The organism is Haemophilus haemolyticus (genome assembly GCF_003352385.1).
In the GTDB taxonomy this organism is placed as follows: Bacteria; Pseudomonadota; Gammaproteobacteria; order Enterobacterales; family Pasteurellaceae; genus Haemophilus; species Haemophilus haemolyticus_I.
In genome coordinates this window covers 1,712,444-1,738,408 of sequence record NZ_CP031243.1, presented here as the reverse complement: position 1 = coordinate 1,738,408, position 25,965 = coordinate 1,712,444, and the positions used below count along the sequence as shown (strand labels likewise).

Sequence of the window (25,965 nt, the reverse complement as noted above, 5' to 3'; positions counted from 1 at the left end):
AGAAAAATAGTATATGGCATTATTACAAATTGCAGAACCAGGACAAGCCGTTGCACCGCATCAACATCGTTTAGCCGTTGGGATTGATTTGGGAACAACCAATTCTTTGGTTGCATCCGTGCGCAGTGGGCAATCCATGATTCTTAATGATGAACAAGAGCGTAGTCTTGTTCCATCGGTCGTTCATTATGACGTTGAAGAGAAGAAAGTTGGTTTAGAAGCCTTTGAACAAGCCTCACTTGATCCAAAAAATACGATAATTTCGGTAAAACGCCTAATTGGTCGTAGCCTTGCTGATGTTCAGTCTCGTTATCCTAGTTTGCCTTATGAATTTGTGGCGAGCGAAAATGGATTACCTTTAATTGTTACGGCACAGGGGCCAAAAAGTCCAATTGAAGTATCCTCAGATATTTTATCGCATTTAAATCATATTGCAGAACAACGCCTTGGTGGCGAGCTTTCGGGGGTTGTGATTACGGTTCCTGCTTATTTCGATGATGCTCAACGTCAAAGTACGAAGGATGCTGCGCGTTTAGCTGGGCTAAATGTATTACGTTTATTGAATGAACCCACTGCTGCCGCAGTCGCGTATGGATTGGATTGCGGACAGGAAGGCATTATTGCAGTTTATGATTTAGGTGGCGGTACATTTGATATTTCAATTTTACGCTTATCAAAAGGTGTATTTGAAGTTCTGGCAACAGGGGGCGATACTGCGCTAGGTGGTGATGATTTTGATCATTTAATTGCAGATTGGGTCGTTGAACAAACCCAACTAAAACCACAAACCCCAAATCAACAGCGCGAACTGATAACCCTTGCAAGTAAAGCCAAAATTGCTTTAAGTACTGATAAAAGTGCGGTGATTTCTTGGCAGAATTTTTCAGTAGAAATTTCACGAGAACAATTTAATGCGTTGATTCATTCGCTGGTAAAACGTTCATTGTTAACTTGTCGCCGAGCTTTGAAAGATGCCAACGTTGAATCTGAAGAAGTGCAAGCTGTGGTGATGGTTGGTGGTTCAACTCGAGTGCCATACGTACGAGAGCAAGTTGGAGAGTTTTTTGGTAAAACACCACTCACTTCCATTGATCCAGATAAAGTTGTAGCACTTGGTGCCGCAATTCAAGCGGATATTTTAGTCGGTAATAAAACTGACTCTGATATGTTGTTGCTCGATGTCGTGCCGCTTTCTTTAGGCATAGAGACCATGGGGGGATTAGTGGAAAAAATTATTCCACGTAACACAACAATTCCTGTGGCTCGTGCACAAGAGTTTACTACTTTCAAAGATGGCCAAACAGCAATGACCGTTCACGTCGTACAAGGTGAACGTGAGCTGGTAGATGATTGTCGCTCTTTAGGGCGTTTTACTCTACGAGGTATTCCAGCAATGGCTGCTGGTGCAGCTCATATTCGAGTGACTTATCAAGTCGATGCAGATGGTTTATTAAGTGTGACTGCAATGGAAAAATCGACGAAAGTGCAGGCATCAATTCAAATTAAACCGTCCTATGGTTTAACAGATGAAGAAGTGACAGAAATGATTAAATCTTCTTTTGATAATGCGCAAGAGGATTTACAAGCTCGCGAATTAGCTGAGCAACGAGTAGAAGCGGAGCGTGTAATTGAAAGCGTGATTGTTGCGTTACAAGCTGATGGAGCTGAATTGCTGAGCACAGAAGAATTTCATCATATTGAAAGTGTGTTAAAACAATTAATGGATGTAAAACAAGGTTCAGATCGTGATGCAATCGCGCAAGGAATTAAAGCCTTGGATATTGCTACCCAAGAATTTGCAGCACGTCGAATGAATGCATCGATTAATAAAGCTTTGACTGGCAAAAATTTGTCAGATATTGAAAAACCGTAAAAGTGCGGTCAGATTATTAAATAATTTTGAGGAAAGTGTTATGCCAAAAGTGATTTTTTTACCTAATGAAGAATTTTGTCCCGAAGGTATGGTTGTTGATGCCGCTGCAGGTGATAATTTATTAGAAGTTGCTCACAATGCTGGAGTAGAAATCCATCATGCTTGTGATGGCTCCTGTGCTTGTACAACCTGCCATGTCATTATCCGTGAAGGTTTTGACTCTCTAAATGAAACGAGTGACCAAGAAGAAGATATGCTGGATAAAGCTTGGGGATTAGAAATGGATAGTCGTTTATCTTGCCAATGTGTAGTGGGAGACGAAGATCTTGTAGTAGAAATTCCTAAATATAACATTAACCATGCCAATGAGGCGGCTCACTAATGAAATGGACTGATGCACAATTAATTGCAGAAGAACTTTACGATCGTAATCCAGATTTAGATCCAAAAACAGTTCGTTTTACTGATTTACATAAATGGATTTGTGAACTTGAGGATTTTGATGACAATCCTAATAAATCAAATGAATCAATTCTTGAGGCTATTTTATTAAAATGGTTAGATGAATTTGAATAATCAGAAATTTGATTGAAAAAATACCCGCACTTTGATGCGGGTATTATTTTTTAAAGATTGTTTAATTTCATTTTTGCCATTTGTTGTTCTAATTGGCTACCACTTTGTTGTGCTTGTTCAAAGCTGTTTTTAGCCTCAACTTTATCTCCTTTCGCGACTTGGATGTTGCCAGTTAAAATCGCTTTACGAGCATTAAAGCTTTCGCCTTTCACTTGGTTTAAGGTGGTTAAAGCATTGTCTAATTGACCCAATTGAAATTGTACTGCACTGAGACGTAATGCAATAATAGATGTTAATACTTCATCTTGAGATTGGGTTAATGCTTGATTTAAGTTTGCTTCTGCTGCTGCAAAATCTTGTTTTTCAGTCGCTTTTTTCGCTTCATCTAACAAAGCAAAGACAGCGTATGCCGTTTTGCTGTTAGCTTGCACAAATTGTTCTATATTTGCTTTTTTAGCTTGTTCATCTTGTTGTGCGGAATAGATTAACGCATCATACTGAGCAGAAGCTTGAGCGATTTGTTCTGCTTGGTGGGCTTGCCAATAACGCCATCCAAACATACCACCAACCCCTAAGATAAAAGCGACAATAATTGTTTTGCCATTTTCTTTCCACCAGTCTTTCAACTGGTTAATCTCTTGTTCTTCTTCAATGGAATAAGCCATGTTTTTCCCCTTTTAAATTAAAATTGAGTTTGAATATAGTCGATTACATTCACTAAATCTAAGGTTTGCTGATCTGCACCACCTTGTAAGTGTTTGACAACGACTTGTTTATTTTGTACTTCGCTTTCGCCGATAACTAATGCCAATGTTGCACCAGATTTATCTGCACGTTTAAATTGTTTTTTGAAATTACCGCCAGAGCAGTGCAACATAGTATTTAAGTGCGGTAATTCTGAGCGTACTTTTTCCGATAATTCAAAAGCGGCTAATGTTGCGCCTTCACCTTGATAAACAACATAAATATCCACCGCACTTTTCACCGGAATATTTGGGTTCACTTCTTGTACCAACAAGACTAAACGTTCTAACCCCATCGCAAATCCGATGCTTGGTGTTGCGTGTCCACCAAGTTGTTCCACTAAACCGTCATAACGACCGCCGCCACATACCGTACCTTGTGCACCAAGAGCTGAGGTTACCCATTCAAATACAGTTTTGTTGTAATAATCTAAACCACGCACGAGTTTAGGATTAATTTCATATTGAATACCCACTGCATCTAATAATGAACATAATTGTTCAAAATGCTCACGGCTTTCGTCATCTAGATAATCAAGTAATTTTGGCGCGTTATCTAATACTTTTTGTAATTCTGGATTTTTTGTGTCCAAAATACGAAGCGGATTTTTTACTAAACGGTCTTTTTCTTCATCGCTCATTAAATCTTGATGGTTTTCTAAGAATCCAACCAAAGCAGAACGATAATTTGCGCGTGCTTCTAAAGAACCAATTGAGTTAAGTTGAAGTGTGACATGTTGATCAATACCTAATGCTTTCCATAAACGGTAGGTAAGCATGATTAATTCAGCATCGATTTCTGGATTCGCAATACCGAATACCTCAACACCTGCTTGATGGAATTGACGGTAACGACCTTTTTGCGGACGTTCATGACGGAACATTGGCCCCATATACCATAAGCGTTGTTCATTGTTATAGATCCAACCGTGTTCAATGGCAGCACGCACGCAACCTGCAGTGCCTTCAGGGCGTAAGGTTAATTGTTCATCGTTATCCCAAAATGTGTACATTTCTTTTGAAACAACATCTGTTACTTCACCGATTGCACGAGCAAATAATGGTGTGCTTTCTACAACTGGCATACGCACTTCGGAATAACCGTAATTGTTTAATATCTGGCGTACTTGCGCTTCAATCCATTGCCATAATGGAGATTCAGTAGGGGAGCAATCGTTCATTCCGCGAATTGCTTGAATAGTTTTAGCCACGAGCTTTCCTTAAATAATTCTGTTTTTTGGATCTTGTTGTGCGACTTTTGCACGAATTTTTGCTTCTAATTGGTTAACAATATCTTCGTTATCGAAGCGTTCTTTTTGACGTTCGCCATTAAGATAATAACCGCTTTTTTTGTTACCACCGGTTACCCCTAGATCAGATACGAGTGCTTCGCCTGGACCATTTACTACACAACCGATAATTGATACATCCATTGGTGTAATAATATCTTCAAGGCGTTGTTCTAATGCATTTACTGTACCAATTACATCAAACTCTTGGCGAGAACAGGTTGGGCACGCAATAAAATTAATGCCACGAGAGCGAATTCGTAAAGATTTAAGAATATCAAAACCTACTTTAATTTCCTCTACGGGATCCGCGGCCAATGATACACGTAATGTGTCACCAATACCTTCGGCAAGTAACATACCTAAACCTATTGCAGATTTAACCGCACCTGCACGTGCGCCACCCGCCTCAGTAATACCTAAATGTAATGGCTGCTTGATAGATTTGGCAAGTAAACGATAAGCTTCTACCGCTAGGAATACATCAGAGGCTTTTACACTCACTTTAAATTGATCGAAGTTAAGACGATCTAGAATTTCTACATGACGTAATGCTGATTCTAATAATGCCTCTGGTGTTGGCTCGCCGTATTTTTCTTGCAGATCTTTTTCTAAAGAGCCTGCGTTTACGCCGATACGAATCGGAATATTTTTGTCACGAGCACAATCAACAACGGCACGGATGCGATCTTCACGACCAATATTGCCTGGATTGATACGTAAACAATCCACTCCATATTCTGCGACTTTTAGTGCAATACGATAGTCGAAATGAATATCTGCTACGAGAGGGACATTCACTTGCTGTTTAATTTGTTTAAATGCTTCTGCAGCATCCATTGTTGGAACAGATACACGAATGATATCTGCACCAACACGTTCTAATGATTTAATTTGAGCAACTGTCGCTTCCACATCAGTGGTACGAGTATTTGTCATAGATTGCACGGCAATTGGCGCATCACCACCAACTGGTACATTTCCTACATAAATTTTTGTCGATTCACGACGCTTAATGCTTGGTTGAAAAGCTGACATCTTTTTCCTTATTAAGGTTGTGAAAGTTTGAATTTTGCAATGCGGCCATCCACTTTTAATGGATAATTTTCACCTTTATAGGTGATACGCACATTACTTGGTGCGCCAACAATTAATGAAAACTCATCTCCATTAAAAGTTAATACTTCACCTTTTTTGTACTCTTTTTGTGCTAATACTCGGCGATTTTTATCTTTTACGCTGAGCCAGCTCGTATTATTTAAGATTTCTACAATCAAGTCTCCTTTTACAGTAGGAGATGCTTGAGAAATTGATGGATTTTCTACCGCACTTTGAGTGTCTGAAACTGATTTTTCATCGTTTTTTGTTTGTGGAACGGCATTTTCTTGTGCTATGTCTGGTAACACATTATTTGTTATTTCTACTGGTTGTGAGACAGCTGCTGTTGTTTCTGGTGCAGTTTTATTACTTTCTTCTGTCGTCACAAGAGCTGTGGCTGGCTGATTGTTTTCGGTAGAAGCAACATAGCTTTGTACTAAGTCATCACGATCTTGGTTATTTTGCTGATAACTTTGCCACCACCAAAGTCCAGTCATGCCAAGGACTAAAATAAGTACAATGATAGATAAACGCCCGACCCAACGAGAATGCGATGAATATTGATTGACTTCACGAGTTGAACGAGCATTTTTACTCAGATCGTTTTTATCATTTTCTGCAAATGTAATATTTTCCCATACAGAATCAGGTAAGCGTAAGAACTTGGCATAGCTACGCACATAACCTTTTACAAAGATTGTAGGGGTAGATTTTTGAATAAATTCGTTGTTTTCAAGTTGTTGTAATATGGAAGGACGCAGCGCAATTTCTTTGGCGACGTCTTCAAGAGAAAGATTCAAGTTTTCACGTGCTTGGCGAAAAATCTCACCTGGTGAAAGTTCTTGCTCAGTTGTTGGATTCATAAATTCAATCAAATAATATGCGATAAATAAAGGCTAAATTTTAAAGTCCAACGCTTGATTTGGCAATGCTTTATTTGAAGGTATTAAATTTTTCCGCTCGTTTACTATCAGTTTGTCGCAATTTTTGTAATGCTTGTTGATAAATATCCATTTTTTGAGCCGAATAAGCACAAAGAGCCATATTTTCAAATGTATCTGCTTGATGATAATAATTAGGGGAATTTAGTGCGAGTTGAAATTGCTGCTGAGCTTGTTCAAATTGTTTTTGACGACATAAAAATGTACCAAAATTATTATGCAAGTCTCCCTGTTGATTATTGAGTTTTAAAGCTATTTCATATTCACGATGTGCGTTCTCGATTTCACCTTGTTGTTGATAATAATGCGCAAGTGCTGAATGCACGAGATAGTAATCGTTATCGTGTTGAAGTGCTTTATCTAAGTTGATTTTAGCGAGTTGAGGATTATTTTGTTGAAGGTAACCGAGTGCGAGTTCTACGCGCGCTTTCGCTGCTGATTGTTGATTGAAATCTTGAATAGTTGATTGGGAAACGCAAGCAGAAAAAATGAAAGGGAAAATAACCGCACTGAGTTGTTTACTTATTGTTTGCATTTTTTCTCCTTTTAACAGGGCAGGAAGAAATATTTAATATGCTTTAATTTGTATGAAAACATAGGGCATGTGAACTTGATTAATTCACATGCCTAGAATATTAATTAACTTCTGTCACCCCAATATTTTGTCCAAATTGGCGTTTCATTGCCGTACGTTTAGTACGATCGATAACATCTCCAGCTAACTGCCCGCAAGCTGCATCAATGTCATCTCCTCGAGTTTTACGAATAATTACGGTAAAGCCATATTCCATCAAGGTTTTTTGGAAGCGGTCAATACGCGTATTCGAGCTTTTTGCATAAGGTGCTTCTGGGAACGGATTCCACGGAATTAAATTAATTTTACAAGGCGTATTTTTTAATACTTCTGCAAGTTGATGAGCATGTTCTACGCCATCATTTACATGATCGAGCATGACATATTCAATTGTCACTTTGCCGTGATTCGCATTTGATACGCTTAAATAACGATTTACCGAGTCAATCAACATTTTGATATTATATTTTTTGTTGATTGGCACAATTTCATCACGTAATTCATCGTTTGGCGCATGTAATGAAATAGCCAAAGCCACATCGATCATTTTGCTCAAATTATCTAGTGCCGGCACAACGCCAGAAGTCGATAACGTTACACGACGTTTTGATAAACCATAGGCAAAATCATCTAACATAATTTCCATTGCGGGAACAACGTTAGCGACATTTAACAAGGGTTCGCCCATTCCCATCATTACCACATTGGTAATTGGTCTAATGCCTGTCACCCCAAAGTTGCCAATAATTTTAGAGGCTCTCCAAACTTGGCCGATAATTTCTGAAACCGTTAAATTGCGATTAAATCCTTGTTGTGCTGTTGAACAGAATGTACAAGCTAAGGCACAGCCAACTTGGGAAGATACACAAAGCGTCGCGCGATCTGCTTCGGGAATATACACAGTTTCAACTTGTTGTTCACCCACTTGCATTGCCCATTTTATTGTGCCATCGGTTGAACGCTGTTCAACGGCAACTTCTGGGGCTTTAATTTCTGCAACAGCTTTAAGTTTTTCTCGTAATTTTTTATTAATGTTTGTCATATTGTCGAAGTTATCTTCGCCAAAATGATAAATCCATTTAACTAACTGATCTGCACGGAATGGTTTTTCACCGAGTTCTTTAAAAAATTCGCGCATTTGTTGGCGCGTTAAATCCATTAGATTAATTTTTTTAGCTGGTGCATCTGATTGCACAGACAATAATTCTGACATTTTAGCCTCGTTATTACACATTGTGGCGATAGCGTTGTGCAGGTGTTTTATCAAAAACTCACAACGAAAAATTCGCAATTAAAAAATGAACGGCGATTGTACAGATTTGTCACCGCATAATCTAGCAGAATTGAAAAACGATAGAAAATATCACCGCACTTTTTTGCGATCTAGATCGCAAATATTTCCAATTACAGCGTAAAAAGTGCGGTAAAATGTAAGCCTATTTTCTAAGGTGACCAATAATGTTTAAAAAAGCTTTATTTATTTTATCTTTGTGTCCTTCTTTTGTGGTGGCACAGTCTTATGTTGTGTATGATTTTACGCATAATCGAGTGTTGGAAAGCCATGCGCCTGATAGCGTTCAGCCTATTGCTTCTGTAACGAAATTAATGACGGCGAACGTTTTTCTAGAGAATAATACAAATCCTAATTGCACCATTGCGATAACCAGTGACGATCGTGATTACATTAAAGGTACAAGCACCAAATTACCGATGAATGTTCCGATGGCTTGCAGAGAATTATTAAAGGCGATGCTTGTGCATTCTGATAACTATGCGGCTCATGCGCTTTCTCGTGCTGCAGGAATGAGCAGAATACAATTCATTAATAAAATGAATGAAAAAGCTCGCCAATTAGGCATGTATTCTACTCGTTTTCATGATAGTTCTGGTTTATCGAGTAGCAATATCTCTAGTCCTATGGATTTAGTTAAGCTTGCTAAGCATTCTTTAAATAAGCCTGAAATTCGACAGTTATCGAATATCAGTGCTACGAATATTCAAGCAGGAAGACATAGCGTATTAATGAAAAATACAAATAAATTAGTGCGTGATGAAATTTTTGATGCTGTAGTCAATAAGACAGGCTATATTCGAGAATCTGGTTATAATCTCGTTTTCATCAATAAACACCCATGTAAAAGTTCCACCATCGGTGTAATTAGTCTCAATAATTCTTCTTCTGCATATCGTTCTAGCTTTACTAAAAATAAATTAGAAAAATACGGTTGTACTGCATTGAATGGACGAACCATTCATGATGTAGCTGGAGAAGCTCAATATGAAGATGGATATGATGAAGTGGGCTTTAATACGCTAATTCAGAAATTATCAAAATAATGTTCATAAACATAAAAAATGCGAGATAATAGTTTGTTTATCTCGCATTTAATTAAATAGTGGCTAGAAGAATGAAACTTGCCCTATTTTTCGGAAGATTGGGCTTGTTGATTAGCCTTATTTGCAGCTTCTTCAGCCTCTTTAGAAAGTTGGATTGAAAGTGCTGAAGCTGCTTTTGATTCTTCAGACAATTTCAGGGCTAACTCTGCAGCAGCATTAGATTCGTCCATTTTTTGTTTAGAAAGTTTTTCAGCCTCTTCACCACCTTGACTTAACACAGTCTGTGCCTCTTGCTGTTTTTGCATTGCTACTTTTACAGCTTCATTGGCTTGAATTGATTTATCTTGAGCAACTTTAGCAGTGTCAATCGCTTTTTGGGATTTTTCTAGTGCGATCTGTTTGTAGTTTATCGATATTGGTTGTTGAGCAGGTTGCTCTACCGATATTTTAGTTTGTTCAGTTGTTTTAGTTTGCTCTGTCATTTTAGGCTTATCATCACAGGCAGTTAAGACTATTGCTGAACTTAATACTAACCAAAATGCTTTTTTCATGTATTATCCTCAAAAGATGAATTTATAACAGCCGTTGCATTCTAGACTTAATTTTAGAAAAAGTCATTCTAGTGATAGAAAAATATTTGTACTTTTGTATCAGTAATTAAATCAATAAATAAGGATAAAAGTTTTTGAAAACTTAGATTATCACGATGATATAACACTTAAAAACATAGGGAAAATCTATCTCACTTTTTGTTATGCTTTCAAAACCACAATAATTTTAATTTTTGATAATTATTTTCATTTGAAATGCGTAATAAAAGTAGTACTATTACCTATGATGAATAATTGTTGAGCTGTTGAGCGATTATTCAGGCATCCAATCTAATACTTTTTTATAAGGACATCTTATGCGAAATTCATTAAAAATTATGACCGCACTTGCACTTGGTTTGTTTGCAATGCAGGCTAATGCAAAATTCAAAGTCGTCACTACCTTTACCGTGATTCAAGATATCGCACAAAATGTGGCGGGTAATGCTGCTACAGTGGAATCTATCACCAAACCTGGTGCTGAAATTCATGAATATGAACCAACGCCAAAAGACATTGTAAAAGCGCAATCTGCTGATTTAATTTTATGGAATGGTTTAAATTTGGAACGTTGGTTTGAACGTTTCTTCCAAAATATTAAAGATAAACCAGCCGTGGTGGTGACTGAAGGTATTCAACCATTGTCTATTTATGAAGGTCCGTATAAAGATGCGCCTAACCCACATGCGTGGATGTCGCCATCTAATGCATTAATTTATATTGAAAATATTAAAAATGCATTGGTGAAATACGATCCACAAAATGCAGCTGTGTATGAAAAAAATGCCGCTGACTATGCTCAAAAAATTAAACAACTTGATGAGCCGCTTCGTGCAAAATTAGCACAAATTCCAGAAGAACAGCGCTGGCTTGTGACAAGTGAAGGTGCTTTCAGTTATTTGGCGAAAGATTACAACTTAAAAGAAGGTTATTTATGGCCAATTAATGCTGAACAACAAGGCACACCACAACAAGTGCGTAAAGTGATTGATTTAGTTCGTAAAAACAATATTCCTGTTGTGTTTAGTGAAAGTACAATTTCACCAAAACCAGCACAACAAGTAGCGAAAGAAAGTGGCGCAAAATACGGTGGCGTGTTGTACGTTGATTCACTTTCTGCGAAAAAAGGCCCTGTGCCAACTTATATTGATTTGCTTAACGTCACTGTATCAACCATTGTTAAAGGATTCGGAAAATAATGGACTCTTTCTCGACATCAATTTGGGTTAATGATGTAACTGTTCGTTACAACAATGGCCACACAGCTATTCACAATATGACGTTCTCATTAAACAGTGGAACTATTTGTGCATTAGTGGGTGTGAATGGCAGTGGTAAATCCACGTTATTTAAAAGCATAATGGGGCTTGTGAAGCCACAACAAGGTGAAATCAAACTTTGTGATCTGCCAATTTCCCAAGCACTGAAACGTAATTTGGTTGCTTATGTTCCACAATCTGAAGAAGTAGACTGGCAATTTCCGGTGTCAGTGTATGATGTCGTGATGATGGGGCGTTATGGGTATATGAATTTCCTTCGTATCCCCAAAGCGATTGATAAACAAAAAGTTCAAGAGGCGATGCAGCGAGTGAACATTGAGCATCTCGCGCATCGTCAAATTGGTGAGTTATCTGGCGGGCAGAAAAAACGCGTGTTTTTGGCCCGCGCTTTAGCACAACAAAGTCCAATTATTTTATTGGATGAACCTTTCACTGGCGTTGATGTGAAAACTGAAAATGCCATTGTTGATCTTCTTCAACAGCTTCGAGAAGAAGGTCATCTTATTCTTGTCTCAACTCATAACTTAGGGTCTGTTCCTGATTTTTGTGATCAAGTGGTGATGATTAATCGTACGGTGATTGCCGCAGGGAAAACGGAAGATACCTTTAACCAACATAATTTGGAAATTGTGTTTGGTGGGGTATTACGCCATATTAAATTGTTGGGTGAGGATTTACATAACGATGAAGATAAACGTGCGGTTACCGTCTTAACGGATGATGAAAAAGCCGTTGTATTCTATGGCGAAACTAAGCAAGATCCTCCTGCACCAACAACACAGGATTGCCATTTTGAAGACTGTCCTTGTAAAAGTGCGGTCAAAAATAAGAGGGATTAGGTAATGTTAGATTTATTACTCGAACCTTTTTCCTATGATTATATGCTCAAGGCGATGATCTTGAGCACTGCAGTTGGTGGGATTTGTGCTTTTTTGTCTTCATATTTAATGCTTAAAGGCTGGTCTTTGATTGGCGATGCACTTTCTCATTCTGTTGTGCCTGGTGTCGCGATAGCCTATGCCTTTTCTTTGCCTTATGCACTTGGTGCATTTTTTGCCGGAATTTTAGCCGCACTTTCCATTCTTTGGATTAAATCCATTTCTAAACTGAAAGAAGATGCCGTTATCGGTTTTATTTTTAGCACTTTCTTTGCATTAGGTCTATTGATCATTTCTTTAAATCCAACCGCAGTAAATGTGCAAAGCATCATTTTAGGCAATATTTTAGGTATTGCTGATGAAGATATTTATCAAGTGGCAATTATCATCGGTGTTTGTTTAGTATTGCTTTTATTATTTTGGAAGGATTTACTGCTGATTTTTTTTGATGAAACACAAGCGATTACAGTCGGTCTTTCTCCATTATTTTATAAAATTTTATTTTTCACATTATTGAGTGCTTGTGTGGTTGCTGCCTTGCAAACTGTCGGCGCGATTTTAGTGATTGCGATGGTCGTTACCCCAGGTGCGACAGCATATTTACTCACAGATAAATTCAAAACCTTGTCTATCATCGCTATTATTTTAGGGGCAGTGACAAGTTTTGTTGGGGTCTATATTAGCTATTATTTAGATGGTGCTACTGGCGGTGTGATTGTCACATTGCAAACCATATTGTTTTTGGCAGCTTTCTTATTTTCACCAAAGTATGGTTTACTCACTCGCAATAAAAAGGCGGTAGAAAATGTTTGATTGGCTTTTAGAACCGCTACAATTTGAGTTTATGCAAAATGCTTTGTTGACTGCATTTATTGTTTCAATTATTTGTGCGTTGCTTTCTTGCTATTTAGTCTTGAAAGGTTGGTCGTTAATGGGTGATGCGATTTCCCATGCAGTATTGCCTGGTATTGTGCTTGCTTATTTGGCAGGAATTCCTTTAGCGATTGGCGCATTTTTCTCTGGCATTTTTTGCTCCCTTGGCGTGGGATATTTAAAAGAAAACAGTCGTATAAAAGAAGATACAGCAATGGGCATTGTATTTTCTGGAATGTTTGCTATTGGTCTTGTTATGTTCACCAAAATTCAAACAGAACAGCATTTAACGCATATTTTGTTTGGTAATGTATTGGGCGTAAGTCATCAAGAACTCATTCAAAGTGCGGTTATTTCTGCGATAATTTTTTGTATGATTGTTTTTAAACGTAAAGATTTTTTGCTTTATTGTTTTGACCCAAGTCATGCTCGTGTTGCAGGACTTTCTCCAAAGATTTTACATTATGGATTGTTAATGTTGCTTGCTTTAACCATTGTAAGCACGATGCAAGTGGTAGGCGTTATTTTGGTGGTGGCAATGTTAATTGCGCCAGGAATTACCGCACTTACGCTCACAAAATCTTTTGATAAAATGTTATGGATTGCTATTGTCAGTTCCATTACATCAAGCCTAATTGGCGTAATATTGAGCTATCATTTTGATGCGTCAACAGGAGCTTGTATTATTCTGCTGCAAGCTGTGTTTTTTGTCGTGGCATTAACCTATAGCAAAATTAAAACAAGATAATTTCCCTTCTTTTAAAAACGGTACAAGTCATGTTTGTGCCGTTTTTATTCAATGAAATATTCTTTTAACTTCCACAAGGTATTTATTTTATATAAGTCATTCTTTATCTTATTTTCCTCATGATTTTCAAAATCTTCTTTAGCTGAATTTTGTGGTATCTCTTATTGAATAGATATTGTGAGGATTTAACGTAGAGAAAAATCAAAATGAATAACTATAAAATAACGTCACATACTTTGTAATTCCTATCGGCCTTAAATATTTTAAACAACTTTAGATTGTTTTATTCGATTTTAGAACAAACAAAAAGGCGAACCTTTCGATTCGCCTTCATAGTTTCTAATTGTTTAATTAGAAGAATACACGGATACCTACACCGATAGCTTTGTCTTTAACTTTAGAGCCTTCAACATAAGAACCATTAGCGTCGTACCCTTTACCAACTTGGTATTTTCCTTCTACATAAGTTAATACTTGTTTATGAAGTTTATGACCTACGCCAAGTAAGAAACCGTGGACTTTAGCTTTTGAACCATTATGTTCTTTTTCTTGCTCATATTTGTAGTTACCATATACGTTGGTTAAATCAGTAACTTGATATTGGAAACCTGGAGATACATAGAATCTCTTAGTATTTTGATTCATTTCTTTTTCTTTCGCATAACCGCCATCAAGAGATACGATTGCACCACCGAAATCATAACCCAAGGTAGTTAAGAAACCATCTACATGATGTTTTTGAGAAGTTGCTGATTTATAGTTAGTACGACCATAACCGAATTTAGCAATAATGCCATCTTCATAGGCAACGCCAGCTTGGAAACCATTTTCAAGAGTATTAGTTACTACTTCATTATTTTGGCGTTGGTTTGCAAATAAGTAGTCAGCACTAATTACTAAATTATCAATACCTTTGTAAGCATAGCGAACTACAGAATCACCTTCGGTTGGAAGGTACGCATCTTTATCGATAATGCCATAGGTGTAATCGTTAGCTGTGCTTAAAGAGTCTGCAGTGGTTACTTGGCGACCAAATGTAACTTCACCACGTTCTTTGTGACCTAAACCAACGAAAGCGCGTTTAGTACCTAAAGCTCCAAAGCCATCGTCTTTAGCGCCATTGCCTTGTTTACCATCAAGACGAACTTGTAAGTAACCCAATGCATAGTAGCCGCTATCTAAATTATGTTTAACTTTAACTTCTAAACGAGAGCCTGCATTTCTTAAGCCTGAGTGGGTGTGTTTATTTGCTTCTCCACCTTTATTAGTTTTTTCTAAAATAAGACGAAGAGAACCACCAATTTCAACTTTAGTTCCTTCGTTATCGTAAACTACTGCTGCGTTCGCTGCTGAAGCTGCGAATGCACCGATGATTAATGCTGCAAGTGTTTTTTTCATAATTTGTATTCCTTATGGTTGTTTACTATCTATGATTGAACTCTTTTCATATAAGATTGTCCAACCGCCTAAATAGACATCGCGAATCATTGCAAATTCGCATTTTGATGTCAACTCTCCAAAATTTTAATTTTCTTGAAATCTGATCTAGATCACATTTTTTGTATATTTTTGTCTGTTTTTTGTTCTGTTTTGAACGGCTATGCTTGTATAAAGTAGATTTTAATATTTACGAAGAGGCATTTGGAAATGGATACCCTTGGTCATTAGCATTTTCCAGTAGTGTCTTTTTTGTTTCTTCAGAAATATGTTCAATAAGCCCAACTTTATGTTTTGCATATTGGTAAATATGTGGACTGATTAAATTAAATCCTCTATTGTCTTTGCTTTGGTAATAACGATATATCCAATAGGCGACTAAATCAGCTAGCTGAATAATTCTAGATGCTTTAGAATCAATAAACATTGGAACTTCTGCAAAATTTCTTAGTTTGTCATCCCCTTTACCTATATGTTTATAGGTGTAAGATAAATCTTGTATCATTCTTTCTGATGTTGAATTATCAAAAATCATAATACCTCTTTGTTTTTGACTTTGATTTTTGTAGTAAATATTTTTTAAGAAATTATCAAATGCAAAAGCAATATCTTTAAATGCTGTTGGAATAATTTTGCTTCTATCGCTGAAAAGTGATTTTTCTATAACTGAAATAAAAATAGGGATTTTACCGTGTTCATGGTCAAGTAAATCTAAAGAATCTACAACAGCTTGAACTCGTTCTGGTACGCTTGCTGCTAACTTCCATCCATCTCGACCACTAAACATTGGGCTGCCGTGTAATTCGCAATGCCTTTCTCCAAAATATCCACTAAAGCGATTTGCGATACTTTCAAGTTTATTATCAACCCAATGTGTTTGACGTTCAAATAAGCAACATCCAGCTAAAACAAAGAAATCACCATTAGGATCATCTATCGATCCTGATTCATCAGCGTATAATAAATACATAAATAAATTTTTCCTTAAAAAAACCCAATAAATTATAAAAATAATCTATTGGGTTAAATTCGGTGAGTTAGGTGAGTCAATCGCTCAGCGTTCTGCATATTATAAAGTCCAGCACTCCTAACTCTTTTGCTAATATAGTCATTTTATGAAAAAAATCAAGTATGTTTTATTCTTCAAAATACCCCATATCTTCCGATGTCGGATTTTCAGCTCCTTTTCTAGCTAATTCATCGCACATTTCATTTTCTCTGTGTCCTGCATGACCTTTTACCCATTGCCAATTAATTTTATGACGTTGGATGGATTCATCTAAGGCTATCCATAAATCTTGGTTTTTTACAGGCTTTCCAGAACTTGCTTTCCAATTATTTTTTTTCCAGTTAAAGATCCATTTTGTTATGCCATTTTTCATATATTGGCTATCACTATAAAGCGTGATCAAGCAAGGTTCTTTTAATGCATTTAATGCTTCAATGACAGCACGTAATTCCATTCGATTATTGGTGGTTTTAAAATAGCCTTTGGAGAGCATTTTTTCATGTTGTTTATAACGTAATACGGCGCCAATTCCGCCTGCACCGGGATTACCTAAGCAAGATCCATCAGTAAAAATTTCAATCTGTTTTTGCATAACAAAAAGGTTGTTGTGTAGAATGACAAGTATTTTAATGGAAAGAGATAGGTTGAACAAATGATTAATCCCAATCGCCAAATTGTATTAGATACTGAAACTACAGGTATGAATCAGCTTGGCGCGCATTATGAAGGACACTGTATTATTGAAATTGGTGCAGTTGAATTAATAAATCGTCGTTACACAGGTAATAATTTCCATATTTACATTAAGCCAGATCGCCCCGTTGATCCTGATGCGATTAAAGTTCATGGTATTACTGATGAAATGTTAGCGGATAAACCTGAATTTAAAGAAGTTGCCCAAGATTTTTTGGATTATATTAATGGTGCGGAATTGCTTATTCACAATGCCCCTTTTGACGTTGGATTTATGGATTATGAATTTCGTAAACTCAACCTTAATGTGAAAACAACCGATATTTGTTTGGTGACAGATACGCTACAAATGGCGCGTCAGATGTATCCTGGAAAACGTAATAATTTGGACGCACTTTGTGATCGTTTAGGTATTGATAATAGCAAACGTACTTTACACGGTGCGTTACTGGATGCCGAGATCTTAGCGGATGTTTATTTGATGATGACGGGGGGGCAAACAAATTTATTCGATGAAGAAGAATCTGTTGAGTCTGAAGTTATCCATGTTGTACAAGAAAAAGCGGCGGAAGAAATAAAAAGTGCGGTGGATTTTGCGCACAATTTAAAATTACTTCAACCTACTGATGATGAGCTACAAGCGCATTTAGAATTATTAAAGATGATTAATAAAAAAAGTGGAAATAATTGCCTTTGGGATAAACGCTTTGGCAATGATAATGTGCATTAATCGTTTGGAATTTAAGCAGGTAAGTAAAATTTAATAAAAAAAGATTGACGAGATTTATGTTCGTCATTATGATACGCACCACTTAGCGGAGTGGTAGTTCAGCTGGTTAGAATACCTGCCTGTCACGCAGGGGGTCGCGGGTTCGAGTCCCGTCCATTCCGCCAATTTAAAATTAATGTCTTATCTCGGAGTGGTAGTTCAGCTGGTTAGAATACCTGCCTGTCACGCAGGGGGTCGCGGGTTCGAGTCCCGTCCATTCCGCCAATTAAGATAAATAAAGATAGCACCTAACGGTGCTTTTTTTGTATCTGAAATTTGCTTCATCCTTGACAAAAATAAAGTAAACTTTTAAGATTTGAAGAACTAGGGAGCTGCTACTCCCTAGTATGTTGTCTTATTAGTAAGCGGGGTGGCTCACTAATAATAAAACGACAACAAGGATAATGAGTTTAATCATTTTCTTATCCTCTTCAAACGTTGCGAAAAAGCGCAACACTCGCTTTCAAGCTGACTCCTTGAAAGCGAGATTATTATAACGTTAAGTTATAGATAAATAAACAGTGTTTAGAAAGCCATAGGATTGTATCCTGTGGCTTTTTCTTTTCCTTGTTGAAATCATTTTTTACCAATCCTTTAACTTCCGATATAATAGCCGCCATTTTTGACAAAATAAGAGATTTTTTATGGCAACTCCAGTTGTGGCCCTTGTTGGTCGCCCGAATGTGGGAAAATCCACATTATTTAATCGCCTTACTCGTACAAGAGATGCGTTAGTCGCTGATTTTCCTGGTTTAACTCGTGATAGAAAATACGGCCATGCTTATATTGCTGGCTATGAGTTCATTGTTATTGATACTGGCGGTATTGATGGAACCGAAGAAGGCGTAGAAGAAAAAATGGCGGAGCAATCTTTGCTTGCTATTGATGAAGCCGATATTGTTCTTTTCCTTGTGGATGCTAGGGCGGGTTTAACGGCAGCTGATATTGGTATTGCGAATTACTTACGTCAACGTCAAAACAAAATTACTGTGGTGGTGGCAAATAAAACCGATGGCATCGATGCGGATTCTCATTGTGCTGAATTTTATCAATTAGGCTTAGGGGAAATTGAGCAAATCGCTGCTTCACAAGGCCGTGGTGTCACTCAGTTAATGGAACAAGTACTTGCGCCTTTTGCGGAACAAATGGAAAACTCTGATGAAAATGACCGCACTTCTGAGGAAGAACAAGACGAATGGGAACAAGAATTCGATTTTGATTCAGAAGAAGATACAGCCTTACTTGATGAGGCGTTAGAGGAATCGGAAGAAGAGCAAGATAAAAATATTAAGATTGCCATTGTTGGTCGTCCAAATGTGGGTAAATCCACTTTAACCAATCGTATTTTAGGGGAAGACCGTGTGGTGGTTTACGATATGCCAGGCACGACACGCGATAGTATTTATATCCCAATGGAGCGTGATGGGCAGCAATATACGTTAATTGATACGGCTGGTGTGCGTAAGCGTGGTAAGGTGCATTTGGCAGTGGAAAAATTCTCTGTGATTAAAACCTTGCAAGCGATTCAAGATGCTAATGTTGTATTGCTGACTATTGATGCAAGAGAGAACATTTCTGATCAGGATTTATCTTTGCTCGGCTTTATTTTAAATGCAGGTCGTTCTTTAGTGATCGTTGTGAATAAATGGGATAGTTTAGATCAAGATGTGAAAGACCGGGTTAAATCTGAGCTTGATCGTCGTTTAGATTTTATTGATTTTGCTCGCGTGCATTTTATTTCTGCGTTGCACGGCAGTGGTGTGGGTAATCTTTTTGATTCGATTAAAGAAGCGTATGCTTGTGCGACTCAAAAAATGACCACCTCGCTTTTAACTCGTATTTTGCAAATGGCAACCGATGAGCACCAACCACCAATGATTGGCGGTCGTCGAATTAAATTAAAATATGCTCATCCAGGTGGTTATAATCCGCCGATTATAGTGGTTCATGGTAACCAAATGGATAAATTACCGGATTCTTATAAACGTTATTTATCTAATTATTATCGTAAGAGTTTGAAAATTATTGGTTCACCGATTCGTCTGCTTTTCCAAGAAGGCTCAAACCCATTTGCAGGACGCAAAAATAAACTCACTCCGAACCAATTGCGTAAACGTAAACGTTTGATGAAGTTTATTAAGAAAGCGAAACGTTAAATGTGAGATAAATAAAACTTAGCAAGATTTAACCGCACTTTTAGAACTCTTTTGGAGAACTAAAGTGCGGTTATTTTTTTATTTGTTTTGCAGAAGAAAGGTATGGCGATATTTTAAGTGCGTTGTAATAAAAATGATGAAACCGATTAAACCTAATGCTGCGCCCGTATAACCAATTTCGTTTAATCCTAAATAGGTTGTCGCAAGATTGCCAAATAATGCGCCTGCGCCAATTCCTGCATTGAAAATGCCCGAGTAAATAGCCGTGGCAACATCGGTTGCATCTGGCGCAAGTTTTAGTACGCGCATTTGTAGCGATAGTCCGATACAAGAAATGCCAATCCCCCAAATAAACACAAGGCTGAACATTGCTATCATTGTTTCGGTCGAAAAGAGGAGTAGTAAAAGGGAGAATATCAATAAACTCATTGAAACAACAATAAATTTTGTGGGAGCAAGTCGGTAGAATCTGTTAAATAATAGACTTGCGGCAATACCTGAGAAACCAAAAACTAATAATACCGCCGTGGCAAAATTTGGATCCAAGTGCCCCACATCAATCATGAATGGTTCGATATAAGTATAAGCGGTAAAGTGTGCTGAAATGACGATTGCCGTTGTTACATAAAGCCAAAGTAATAATGGACGTTTAGCAAGCAAGGGTAAACTTGCAATCGAACCAGCATTTTTACTGGGTAAATTTGGTAATAATCGAATAATTAAAAACATGATGGATAATGCCAGTACCGCAATAATGCCAAAAGTGACACGCCAACCGACGAGCTGTCCGACAATTCGTCCAATCGGTAAGCCTAAGATGGTGGCAAGTGCGGTGCCAATAGCGAGCATTCCTAATGCTTGAGTTTTCTTGTGTTTAGGTGCGATGCGCATCACAAGTGAGGCAGTAATTGACCAAAACACCGAATGTGCTAATGCAATACACATTCGAGCGAGAAGTAATATCCAGAAATTCCATGCAATGACCGATAAAATATGCCCAACAATAAATATAATGAAAAGCTTAATAAGCAGACTTTTACGTTCCATATTGCCTGTGGCAAGCATGGCTGGTAAAGACATAATTAGCACCGTCCAAGCATAAACTGTCATCATTAAACCGGTATCGGCGGTTTGCATATCAAAACTTTGAGCGATGTCACTTAACATTGCGACTGGCACGAATTCTGTAGTATTAAAAATAAATCCTGCGCAAGCCATAATAAGCACGCGCCATGATTGGATTTTTTCAGCTTTTAAATATAACGACATTAACGTAACTTTTCTTTAATCGCATCAATTAATTGATGGCGGAATTTCTTCGTAAAATTAATTTTATATTGTGGTGAACTGCAGTTACCAAAAAAATTGATTGGTAGTGTCAAATTTTGATAGCGTTGATTGGTAGAATTTAAATTAATATCCACATTGCATTCCATTCGGTTTAAATCAATGATGCCTTTCCCTTGCCCCAAAAGTGCGGGTGTTTTTAATTCGATTTTTTCAGCAATAAATTGATTCTGTTGGAGAAATAATTGTAAGTAAAATTGTTCAAAGCGAGTGTTTAATTCTTTGTTTTGTAACAGATCACCGTTGTAATTGATTGGGAGATATTGGCTGACCATATCCAATAAATTTACGCCAAGAATTTCGCCATTTTGAGCGAGGATATTTAACTTTCCTTGAATAAGTTGTGAATGTAAAAATGTGAAATCAATATTAAAATCTGCGTGTCCACTTAATATTTCGGGCATGTTTAATAGTGTTAATAAGCGTTTAACAGGGAAATATTTGCCTGAAAAATTTACCGCACTTTGATTATCTATTTGTTGATATTTCAATACTGCTAAACAATCGTTATCGCATTGTGGTTTTATATAAGTCACTATTTGTTGGTGGGCTGTGTGAGTTTCAATATAACCTATAGGCTGATTATTTAGGTTTGCATCTACAAATTGAAGTAGGGCTGATTCTGATGTTGAGAAGTCTAAATTTGCTTTGTGGAAAGAAAAATGGAAAGTTTTTGTTTTTCCATAAATAGGCTTATTAAATTCAATGTGAATATGGTTTTCGCCATTCAATATTACTTTTTTTGATAAAAGCTGTTTTAAAGAAAAAGGCGAAACCTCTATCGATACATTGGCAGGATTTTGTGTGTTTTGAGTTAATTTGAGCTGTTGAATATTCAGTGAATGAAGTGCTGTGTTGCCATACAAAAGAGGCAAAAAACTAAGTTTGGCTTCAAATTTTTGAGCTGAAAATTGCGTAGTTTTTATATTTTTAAGAGAAAGTGCGGGTGGAAATAGAGATAAATTGACTGATTGAACCGCAATATTTTGTTGTGCTAGTTGTTCACCGATGGCACTTTGTACTCGATAAAGTTGGATATACAAAAAAGAAAAGATCGCCAAAGCGACGATCCCTACGCCAAGCGCGAACTTTTTCATCGATTATTCCTTGTCTTCGTCAATACGACTCGCAACCGCACTTTGTTGATTTTTATATTTTGCATCTTTGCGGCTACTGTATGGTCGCTTCGCTTCGCCACTTAATATTTCAAAGCTTAATGCACCAATCACCATATTGGGGCGTAATGCTAATGGTAATTTCCCTGAATTATAAAATTCCAACACGATTTTTCCTTCCCAACCTGGATCAATTCGGTGTGCTGTGACGTGCACCATTAAGCCTAAACGCGCTAAAGAAGAGCGGCCATCTAACCAACCGATAATATTGGCGGGCAATTTCACGGATTCAAGTGTGGTTGCTAACGCTAAAGTACCAGGATGCAAGAAAAATGCTTCGCCTTCAGGCACAATAATTTCATCGCTCATTACCGATTCAAGCTGGGCGGAGACTTCTTCTTTCGGTCCGCTTAAATCAATGAAAGGCGCCGAATGCTCACGAAATACGCGGAAAGAATTACCTAAGCGAACATCAATCGTCGCACCGTTGATTTTGTCATTATTTGGACGAGGAGTTAAAGAAATAATGCCATCATCGAGATAGCGTTCAATATCAGTATCGCAAAGACGCATAAGATTTCCTATTTTTGATTCAATAAATGAAGGATTTGAGCTTTTAACATATTGATTGCAATGCGGTTTTTACCACCACGAGGAATAACAATATCCGCATATTGTTTAGATGGCTCAATAAATTGTAAGAACATTGGACGCACGGTTGCACGATATTGATCAATAACTGATTGTAGGGAACGACCACGTTCTTCCATATCGCGTTGTAAACGACGAATAAAACAAATGTCTAATGGCGTGTCCACGAATACGGAAATATCCGCAAGTTGACGAACACGTTCATCAGTAAGCAGTAAAATCCCTTCTAAAATCACAATACGTTTTGGTGTAAATGTTGTGGTTTCACCCGTACGAGTATGCTCAACATAGCTATAAACAGGTACATCAACCGTTTTTCCTGACTTTAAATCTTTTAAATGTTGAATGAGCAAATCGCGATCCATTGAGCTTGGATGGTCGTAATTTGTTTTTATGCGTTCGCTCATTTCTAAATGGCTTTGATCTTTGTAGTAACTGTCTTCGGCAATAATCCCAATTTCTTGGCAGCCTAATTCATTACAGAGTTCTTTGTGAACGGTAGACGCGATAGAACTTTTGCCTGATGCGGACGCGCCAGTGATGGCGATGATGATACAAGAATCTGACATAATCGTATTTTGATGTAAGGGAAATTTCGGCAATTATAAGTAAAAGTGCGGTGAATTTCACGTTTATTTTTTTACTTGAATTTTAAAAAGTGTGAGCTTCATCACGGTATTATTCGCCTTTTTCACGTAGGATTCGTACCATTCTATCCAATAAGGAGTATTTATTATGAAGTTCAACAAAATTTCTCTTTCTGTTTCTGCCGCACTTTTAGCTGCAGGCTTGGCTATTTCTGGTTCTGCTAACGCTAAAGGTCGTTTAGTTGTGTACTGTAGTGCAACCAATATTTTGTGCGAAACCACCACAAAAGCATTTGGCGAAAAATATGATGTGAAAACATCCTTTATTCGTAATGGTTCAGGCAGTACTTTTGCTAAAGTTGAAGCTGAAAAAAATAACCCTCAAGCGGATGTTTGGTTCGGCGGTACTTTTGACCCTCAAGCTCAAGCTGCAGAATTAGGGTTAATTGAGCCTTATAAATCTAAACACATTGATGAAATTGTGGAACGTTTCCGTGATCCAGCGAAAACGAAAGGTCATTATGTTTCCTCAATTTATATGGGGATCTTAGGTTTTGGTGTGAATACTGAACGTTTGGCAAAATTAGGCATTAAAGAAGTGCCGAAATGCTGGAAAGACCTAACAGATCCACGTTTAAAAGGCGAAGTTCAAATTGCAGACCCTCAAAGTGCGGGTACAGCCTACACAGCATTGGCAACTTTCGTCCAATTATGGGGTGAAAAAGAGGCGTTTGAATACTTAAAAGCCTTACATCCTAATGTTTCTCAATATACCAAATCGGGTATCACGCCATCACGTAACTCTGCGCGTGGCGAAGCGACAATTGGGGTAGGTTTCTTACATGATTATGCATTAGAAAAACGCAATGGCGCACCGTTAGAATTAGTCGTGCCTTGTGAAGGAACAGGTTATGAGTTAGGTGGCGTGAGTATCTTAAAAGGTGCGCGTAATATTGATAATGCAAAATTATTCGTCGATTGGGCTTTATCAAAAGAAGGCCAAGAATTAGCTTGGAAACAAGGGGATTCTTTACAAATCTTAACTAACACGACCGCAGAACAATCACCAACTGCATTTGATCCAAATAAACTCAAATTAATCAATTATGACTTTGAAAAATACGGTGCAACAGAACAACGTAAAGCCTTAATTGAAAAATGGGTACAAGAAGTTAAATTAGCGAAATAGCGCTGAATAAGTGCGGCAAAAAATACTGAAGTTTTTGACCGCACTTTTTCGTATTTTTAATGTGATTTCGTTTTCCCTCTAAGAGATTGCAAAACCTTCATTTATAAGGGAGTTATAATCAGATGAAACTATCAAAAATCGCAGTAACCCTGTCGGGTGTGATGTTAAGTGGATTAGTGTTAAGTAATCCATCTTTTGCAAAAGGACGTCTAGTCATTTATTGCAGTGCACAAAATACGATGTGCGAGCAAGAAGCGATGGCATTTGAGAAAAAATTTGATGTTAAAACAAGTTTTATTCGTGGTGGCACGGGAACCATTTTAGCGAAAATTGATGCTGAAAAAGATAATCCGCAAGGTGATGTTTGGTATGGTGGGACGATGGATCCTCATTCTCAAGCAGGGGAAATGGGCTTACTGGAGCCTTATAAATCATCCAATCTTCCTCAGATAGTAGAAAAATTCCGTGATCCAGCCAAAATGAAAGGGAATTATTCTTCAGCAATTTATTTAGGCGTGTTAGGTTTTGGGGTAAATCCAGAACGGTTGAAAAAATTGAATTTACCTATTCCAAAATGCTGGAAGGATTTAGCTAACCCAATTTACAAAAATGAAATTCAAGCCGCAGATCCACAAAGTTCTGGTACGGGTTACACTCAGCTAGCCACTTATATGCAACTTTGGGGAGAAGACGAGGCGTTTAAATTCTTAAAAGAGTTGAATAAAAACGTATCGCAATATACCAAATCTGGTAATACGGCAACACGTAATACAGCGCGTGGAGAAACGGCAATTGGCATTGGTTTCTTACATGAATATTCTTTAGAAAAAGCGAAAGGCGCGCCAGTCGAATTAGTTGTACCTTGTGAAGGTACTGGCTATGAAATTGGCGGTGTGAGTGTCATTAAAGGTGCTCGTAATTTAGATAATGCGAAACTTTTTGTTGATTGGGCGTTATCCAAAGAGGCACAAGAATTAACTTGGCAAAAAGGTGAGGCGTATTCCATTTTAACGAACACCACTGCGCAACAATCGCCTTATGCGTTAGATTTTAAATCTATTAATTTAATTAACTATGATTTTGATAAATACGGTGCGACTGATTTACGTAAACGCTTAATCACAAAATGGGTTGATGAAGTAAAATTAGCCAAATAATGATGTCACTAACGAAGTGATATGTCGCATATCGCTTCGTTTTTTTACCTTATGC

General features: G+C 37.5%; 26 protein-coding genes and 2 tRNA genes. 14 read left to right on the top strand and 14 right to left on the bottom strand.

The window, feature by feature from the left end:
* Positions 1–13 precede the first annotated feature (13 nt).
* The 3 genes from hscA to iscX are packed head-to-tail and all read left to right on the top strand — an operon-like array spanning position 14 to position 2,449.
* Positions 14–1,873 (top strand): Fe-S protein assembly chaperone HscA, encoded by a 1,860-nt coding sequence (hscA, locus tag DV428_RS08430; protein WP_114909395.1) that lies wholly within the window; start codon positions 14–16, stop codon positions 1,871–1,873.
* 40 nt (positions 1,874–1,913) lie between these two features.
* Positions 1,914–2,255, top strand: coding sequence for an ISC system 2Fe-2S type ferredoxin (gene fdx, locus DV428_RS08425; RefSeq protein ID WP_005629440.1), 342 nt, complete (start codon positions 1,914–1,916; stop codon positions 2,253–2,255).
* Positions 2,255–2,449 carry a Fe-S cluster assembly protein IscX gene (iscX, locus tag DV428_RS08420; RefSeq protein WP_114909394.1) on the top strand — a complete coding sequence of 65 codons (195 nt, stop codon included), beginning with the start codon at positions 2,255–2,257 and terminating at the stop codon, positions 2,447–2,449. The genes fdx and iscX overlap by 1 nt, the downstream gene beginning before the upstream one ends.
* A gap of 50 nt (positions 2,450–2,499) precedes the next feature.
* On the opposite strand, the gene DV428_RS08415 is transcribed toward iscX, so the two are convergent.
* From DV428_RS08415 to rlmN, 6 genes are all read right to left on the bottom strand, one after another.
* Entirely contained in the window at positions 2,500–3,114 is a 615-nt protein-coding gene (locus DV428_RS08415; RefSeq protein ID WP_114909393.1) for a YfgM family protein, read from the bottom strand.
* A 17-nt stretch (positions 3,115–3,131) separates the two neighbouring features.
* A complete protein-coding gene (hisS, locus tag DV428_RS08410; RefSeq protein ID WP_114909392.1) occupies positions 3,132–4,403 on the bottom strand; it encodes a histidine--tRNA ligase in 1,272 nt (423 codons plus the stop codon).
* 9 nt (positions 4,404–4,412) lie between these two features.
* The gene (gene ispG, locus DV428_RS08405; RefSeq protein WP_114909391.1) at positions 4,413–5,519 is read right to left on the bottom strand and encodes a flavodoxin-dependent (E)-4-hydroxy-3-methylbut-2-enyl-diphosphate synthase; all 1,107 of its coding nucleotides are present in this window, start codon (positions 5,517–5,519) and stop codon (positions 4,413–4,415) included.
* An 11-nt stretch (positions 5,520–5,530) separates the two neighbouring features.
* A complete protein-coding gene (locus DV428_RS08400; RefSeq protein WP_114909390.1) occupies positions 5,531–6,442 on the bottom strand; it encodes a RodZ domain-containing protein in 912 nt (303 codons plus the stop codon).
* Between the two features lie 70 nt (positions 6,443–6,512).
* Positions 6,513–7,055 carry a type IV pilus biogenesis/stability protein PilW gene (pilW, locus tag DV428_RS08395; protein ID WP_114909389.1) on the bottom strand — a complete coding sequence of 181 codons (543 nt, stop codon included), beginning with the start codon at positions 7,053–7,055 and terminating at the stop codon, positions 6,513–6,515.
* 100 nt (positions 7,056–7,155) lie between these two features.
* Positions 7,156–8,307 (bottom strand): dual-specificity RNA methyltransferase RlmN, encoded by a 1,152-nt coding sequence (gene rlmN, locus DV428_RS08390; protein ID WP_162790804.1) that lies wholly within the window; start codon positions 8,305–8,307, stop codon positions 7,156–7,158.
* A 245-nt stretch (positions 8,308–8,552) separates the two neighbouring features.
* Here rlmN and DV428_RS08385 point away from each other — a divergent pair, with 245 nt between their 5' ends.
* Positions 8,553–9,431 carry a D-alanyl-D-alanine carboxypeptidase family protein gene (locus DV428_RS08385; RefSeq protein ID WP_114909387.1) on the top strand — a complete coding sequence of 293 codons (879 nt, stop codon included), beginning with the start codon at positions 8,553–8,555 and terminating at the stop codon, positions 9,429–9,431.
* A gap of 83 nt (positions 9,432–9,514) precedes the next feature.
* Here the strand turns inward: DV428_RS08385 and DV428_RS08380 are convergent, their stop codons facing one another.
* Positions 9,515–9,982, bottom strand: a complete 468-nt coding sequence (locus DV428_RS08380; protein ID WP_114909386.1) for a hypothetical protein — start codon at positions 9,980–9,982, stop codon at positions 9,515–9,517.
* Positions 9,983–10,338: 356 nt separating this feature from the next.
* Between DV428_RS08380 and DV428_RS08375 the strand changes: the two genes are divergently transcribed.
* Genes DV428_RS08375 through DV428_RS08360 form a run of 4 tightly spaced genes read left to right on the top strand, consistent with a single transcriptional unit; the run spans position 10,339 to position 13,800 of the window.
* Positions 10,339–11,220, top strand: coding sequence for a metal ABC transporter substrate-binding protein (locus tag DV428_RS08375; protein ID WP_114909385.1), 882 nt, complete (start codon positions 10,339–10,341; stop codon positions 11,218–11,220).
* Positions 11,220–12,140, top strand: a complete 921-nt coding sequence (locus tag DV428_RS08370) for an ATP-binding cassette domain-containing protein (protein WP_114909384.1) — start codon at positions 11,220–11,222, stop codon at positions 12,138–12,140. The genes DV428_RS08375 and DV428_RS08370 overlap by 1 nt, the downstream gene beginning before the upstream one ends.
* A gap of 3 nt (positions 12,141–12,143) precedes the next feature.
* Positions 12,144–12,992, top strand: a complete 849-nt coding sequence (locus tag DV428_RS08365; protein ID WP_005645260.1) for a metal ABC transporter permease — start codon at positions 12,144–12,146, stop codon at positions 12,990–12,992.
* Positions 12,985–13,800, top strand: a complete 816-nt coding sequence (locus tag DV428_RS08360) for a metal ABC transporter permease (protein WP_114909383.1) — start codon at positions 12,985–12,987, stop codon at positions 13,798–13,800. The genes DV428_RS08365 and DV428_RS08360 overlap by 8 nt, the downstream gene beginning before the upstream one ends.
* Positions 13,801–14,151: 351 nt before the next feature.
* Here the strand turns inward: DV428_RS08360 and DV428_RS08355 are convergent, their stop codons facing one another.
* From DV428_RS08355 to rnhA, 3 genes are all read right to left on the bottom strand, one after another.
* Positions 14,152–15,198, bottom strand: coding sequence for a porin (locus tag DV428_RS08355; RefSeq protein ID WP_114909382.1), 1,047 nt, complete (start codon positions 15,196–15,198; stop codon positions 14,152–14,154).
* Positions 15,199–15,427: 229 nt separating this feature from the next.
* A complete protein-coding gene (locus DV428_RS08350) occupies positions 15,428–16,207 on the bottom strand; it encodes a DUF3800 domain-containing protein (protein ID WP_114909381.1) in 780 nt (259 codons plus the stop codon).
* Between the two features lie 166 nt (positions 16,208–16,373).
* Complete coding sequence (rnhA, locus tag DV428_RS08345; protein ID WP_114909380.1) at positions 16,374–16,838, bottom strand: ribonuclease HI; 465 nt, start codon at positions 16,836–16,838, stop codon at positions 16,374–16,376.
* Positions 16,839–16,898: 60 nt separating this feature from the next.
* Between rnhA and dnaQ the strand changes: the two genes are divergently transcribed.
* The 4 genes from dnaQ to der all read left to right on the top strand — a co-directional run bounded on the left by dnaQ (position 16,899) and on the right by der (position 19,864).
* The gene (gene dnaQ, locus DV428_RS08340) at positions 16,899–17,669 is read left to right on the top strand and encodes a DNA polymerase III subunit epsilon (RefSeq protein WP_053466219.1); all 771 of its coding nucleotides are present in this window, start codon (positions 16,899–16,901) and stop codon (positions 17,667–17,669) included.
* An 87-nt stretch (positions 17,670–17,756) separates the two neighbouring features.
* Positions 17,757–17,833, top strand: a tRNA-Asp gene (locus DV428_RS08335).
* A gap of 23 nt (positions 17,834–17,856) precedes the next feature.
* A tRNA-Asp gene (locus tag DV428_RS08330) sits at positions 17,857–17,933 on the top strand.
* A 419-nt stretch (positions 17,934–18,352) separates the two neighbouring features.
* Positions 18,353–19,864 carry a ribosome biogenesis GTPase Der gene (gene der / locus DV428_RS08325; RefSeq protein ID WP_114909379.1) on the top strand — a complete coding sequence of 504 codons (1,512 nt, stop codon included), beginning with the start codon at positions 18,353–18,355 and terminating at the stop codon, positions 19,862–19,864.
* 78 nt (positions 19,865–19,942) lie between these two features.
* On the opposite strand, the gene DV428_RS08320 is transcribed toward der, so the two are convergent.
* The 4 genes from DV428_RS08320 to udk are packed head-to-tail and all read right to left on the bottom strand — an operon-like array spanning position 19,943 to position 23,546.
* Positions 19,943–21,133 carry a sugar transporter gene (locus DV428_RS08320; RefSeq protein ID WP_114909378.1) on the bottom strand — a complete coding sequence of 397 codons (1,191 nt, stop codon included), beginning with the start codon at positions 21,131–21,133 and terminating at the stop codon, positions 19,943–19,945.
* Entirely contained in the window at positions 21,133–22,308 is a 1,176-nt protein-coding gene (locus DV428_RS08315; protein ID WP_114909377.1) for a hypothetical protein, read from the bottom strand. The genes DV428_RS08320 and DV428_RS08315 overlap by 1 nt, the downstream gene beginning before the upstream one ends.
* A gap of 3 nt (positions 22,309–22,311) precedes the next feature.
* Complete coding sequence (dcd, locus tag DV428_RS08310) at positions 22,312–22,899, bottom strand: dCTP deaminase (protein WP_046939517.1); 588 nt, start codon at positions 22,897–22,899, stop codon at positions 22,312–22,314.
* 8 nt (positions 22,900–22,907) lie between these two features.
* Entirely contained in the window at positions 22,908–23,546 is a 639-nt protein-coding gene (gene udk, locus DV428_RS08305) for a uridine kinase (protein WP_005637481.1), read from the bottom strand.
* Positions 23,547–23,712: 166 nt separating this feature from the next.
* Here udk and DV428_RS08300 point away from each other — a divergent pair, with 166 nt between their 5' ends.
* The gene (locus DV428_RS08300) at positions 23,713–24,753 is read left to right on the top strand and encodes an ABC transporter substrate-binding protein (RefSeq protein WP_005630149.1); all 1,041 of its coding nucleotides are present in this window, start codon (positions 23,713–23,715) and stop codon (positions 24,751–24,753) included.
* 122 nt (positions 24,754–24,875) lie between these two features.
* Entirely contained in the window at positions 24,876–25,910 is a 1,035-nt protein-coding gene (locus DV428_RS08295; RefSeq protein WP_005627956.1) for an ABC transporter substrate-binding protein, read from the top strand.
* Positions 25,911–25,965 lie beyond the last annotated feature (55 nt).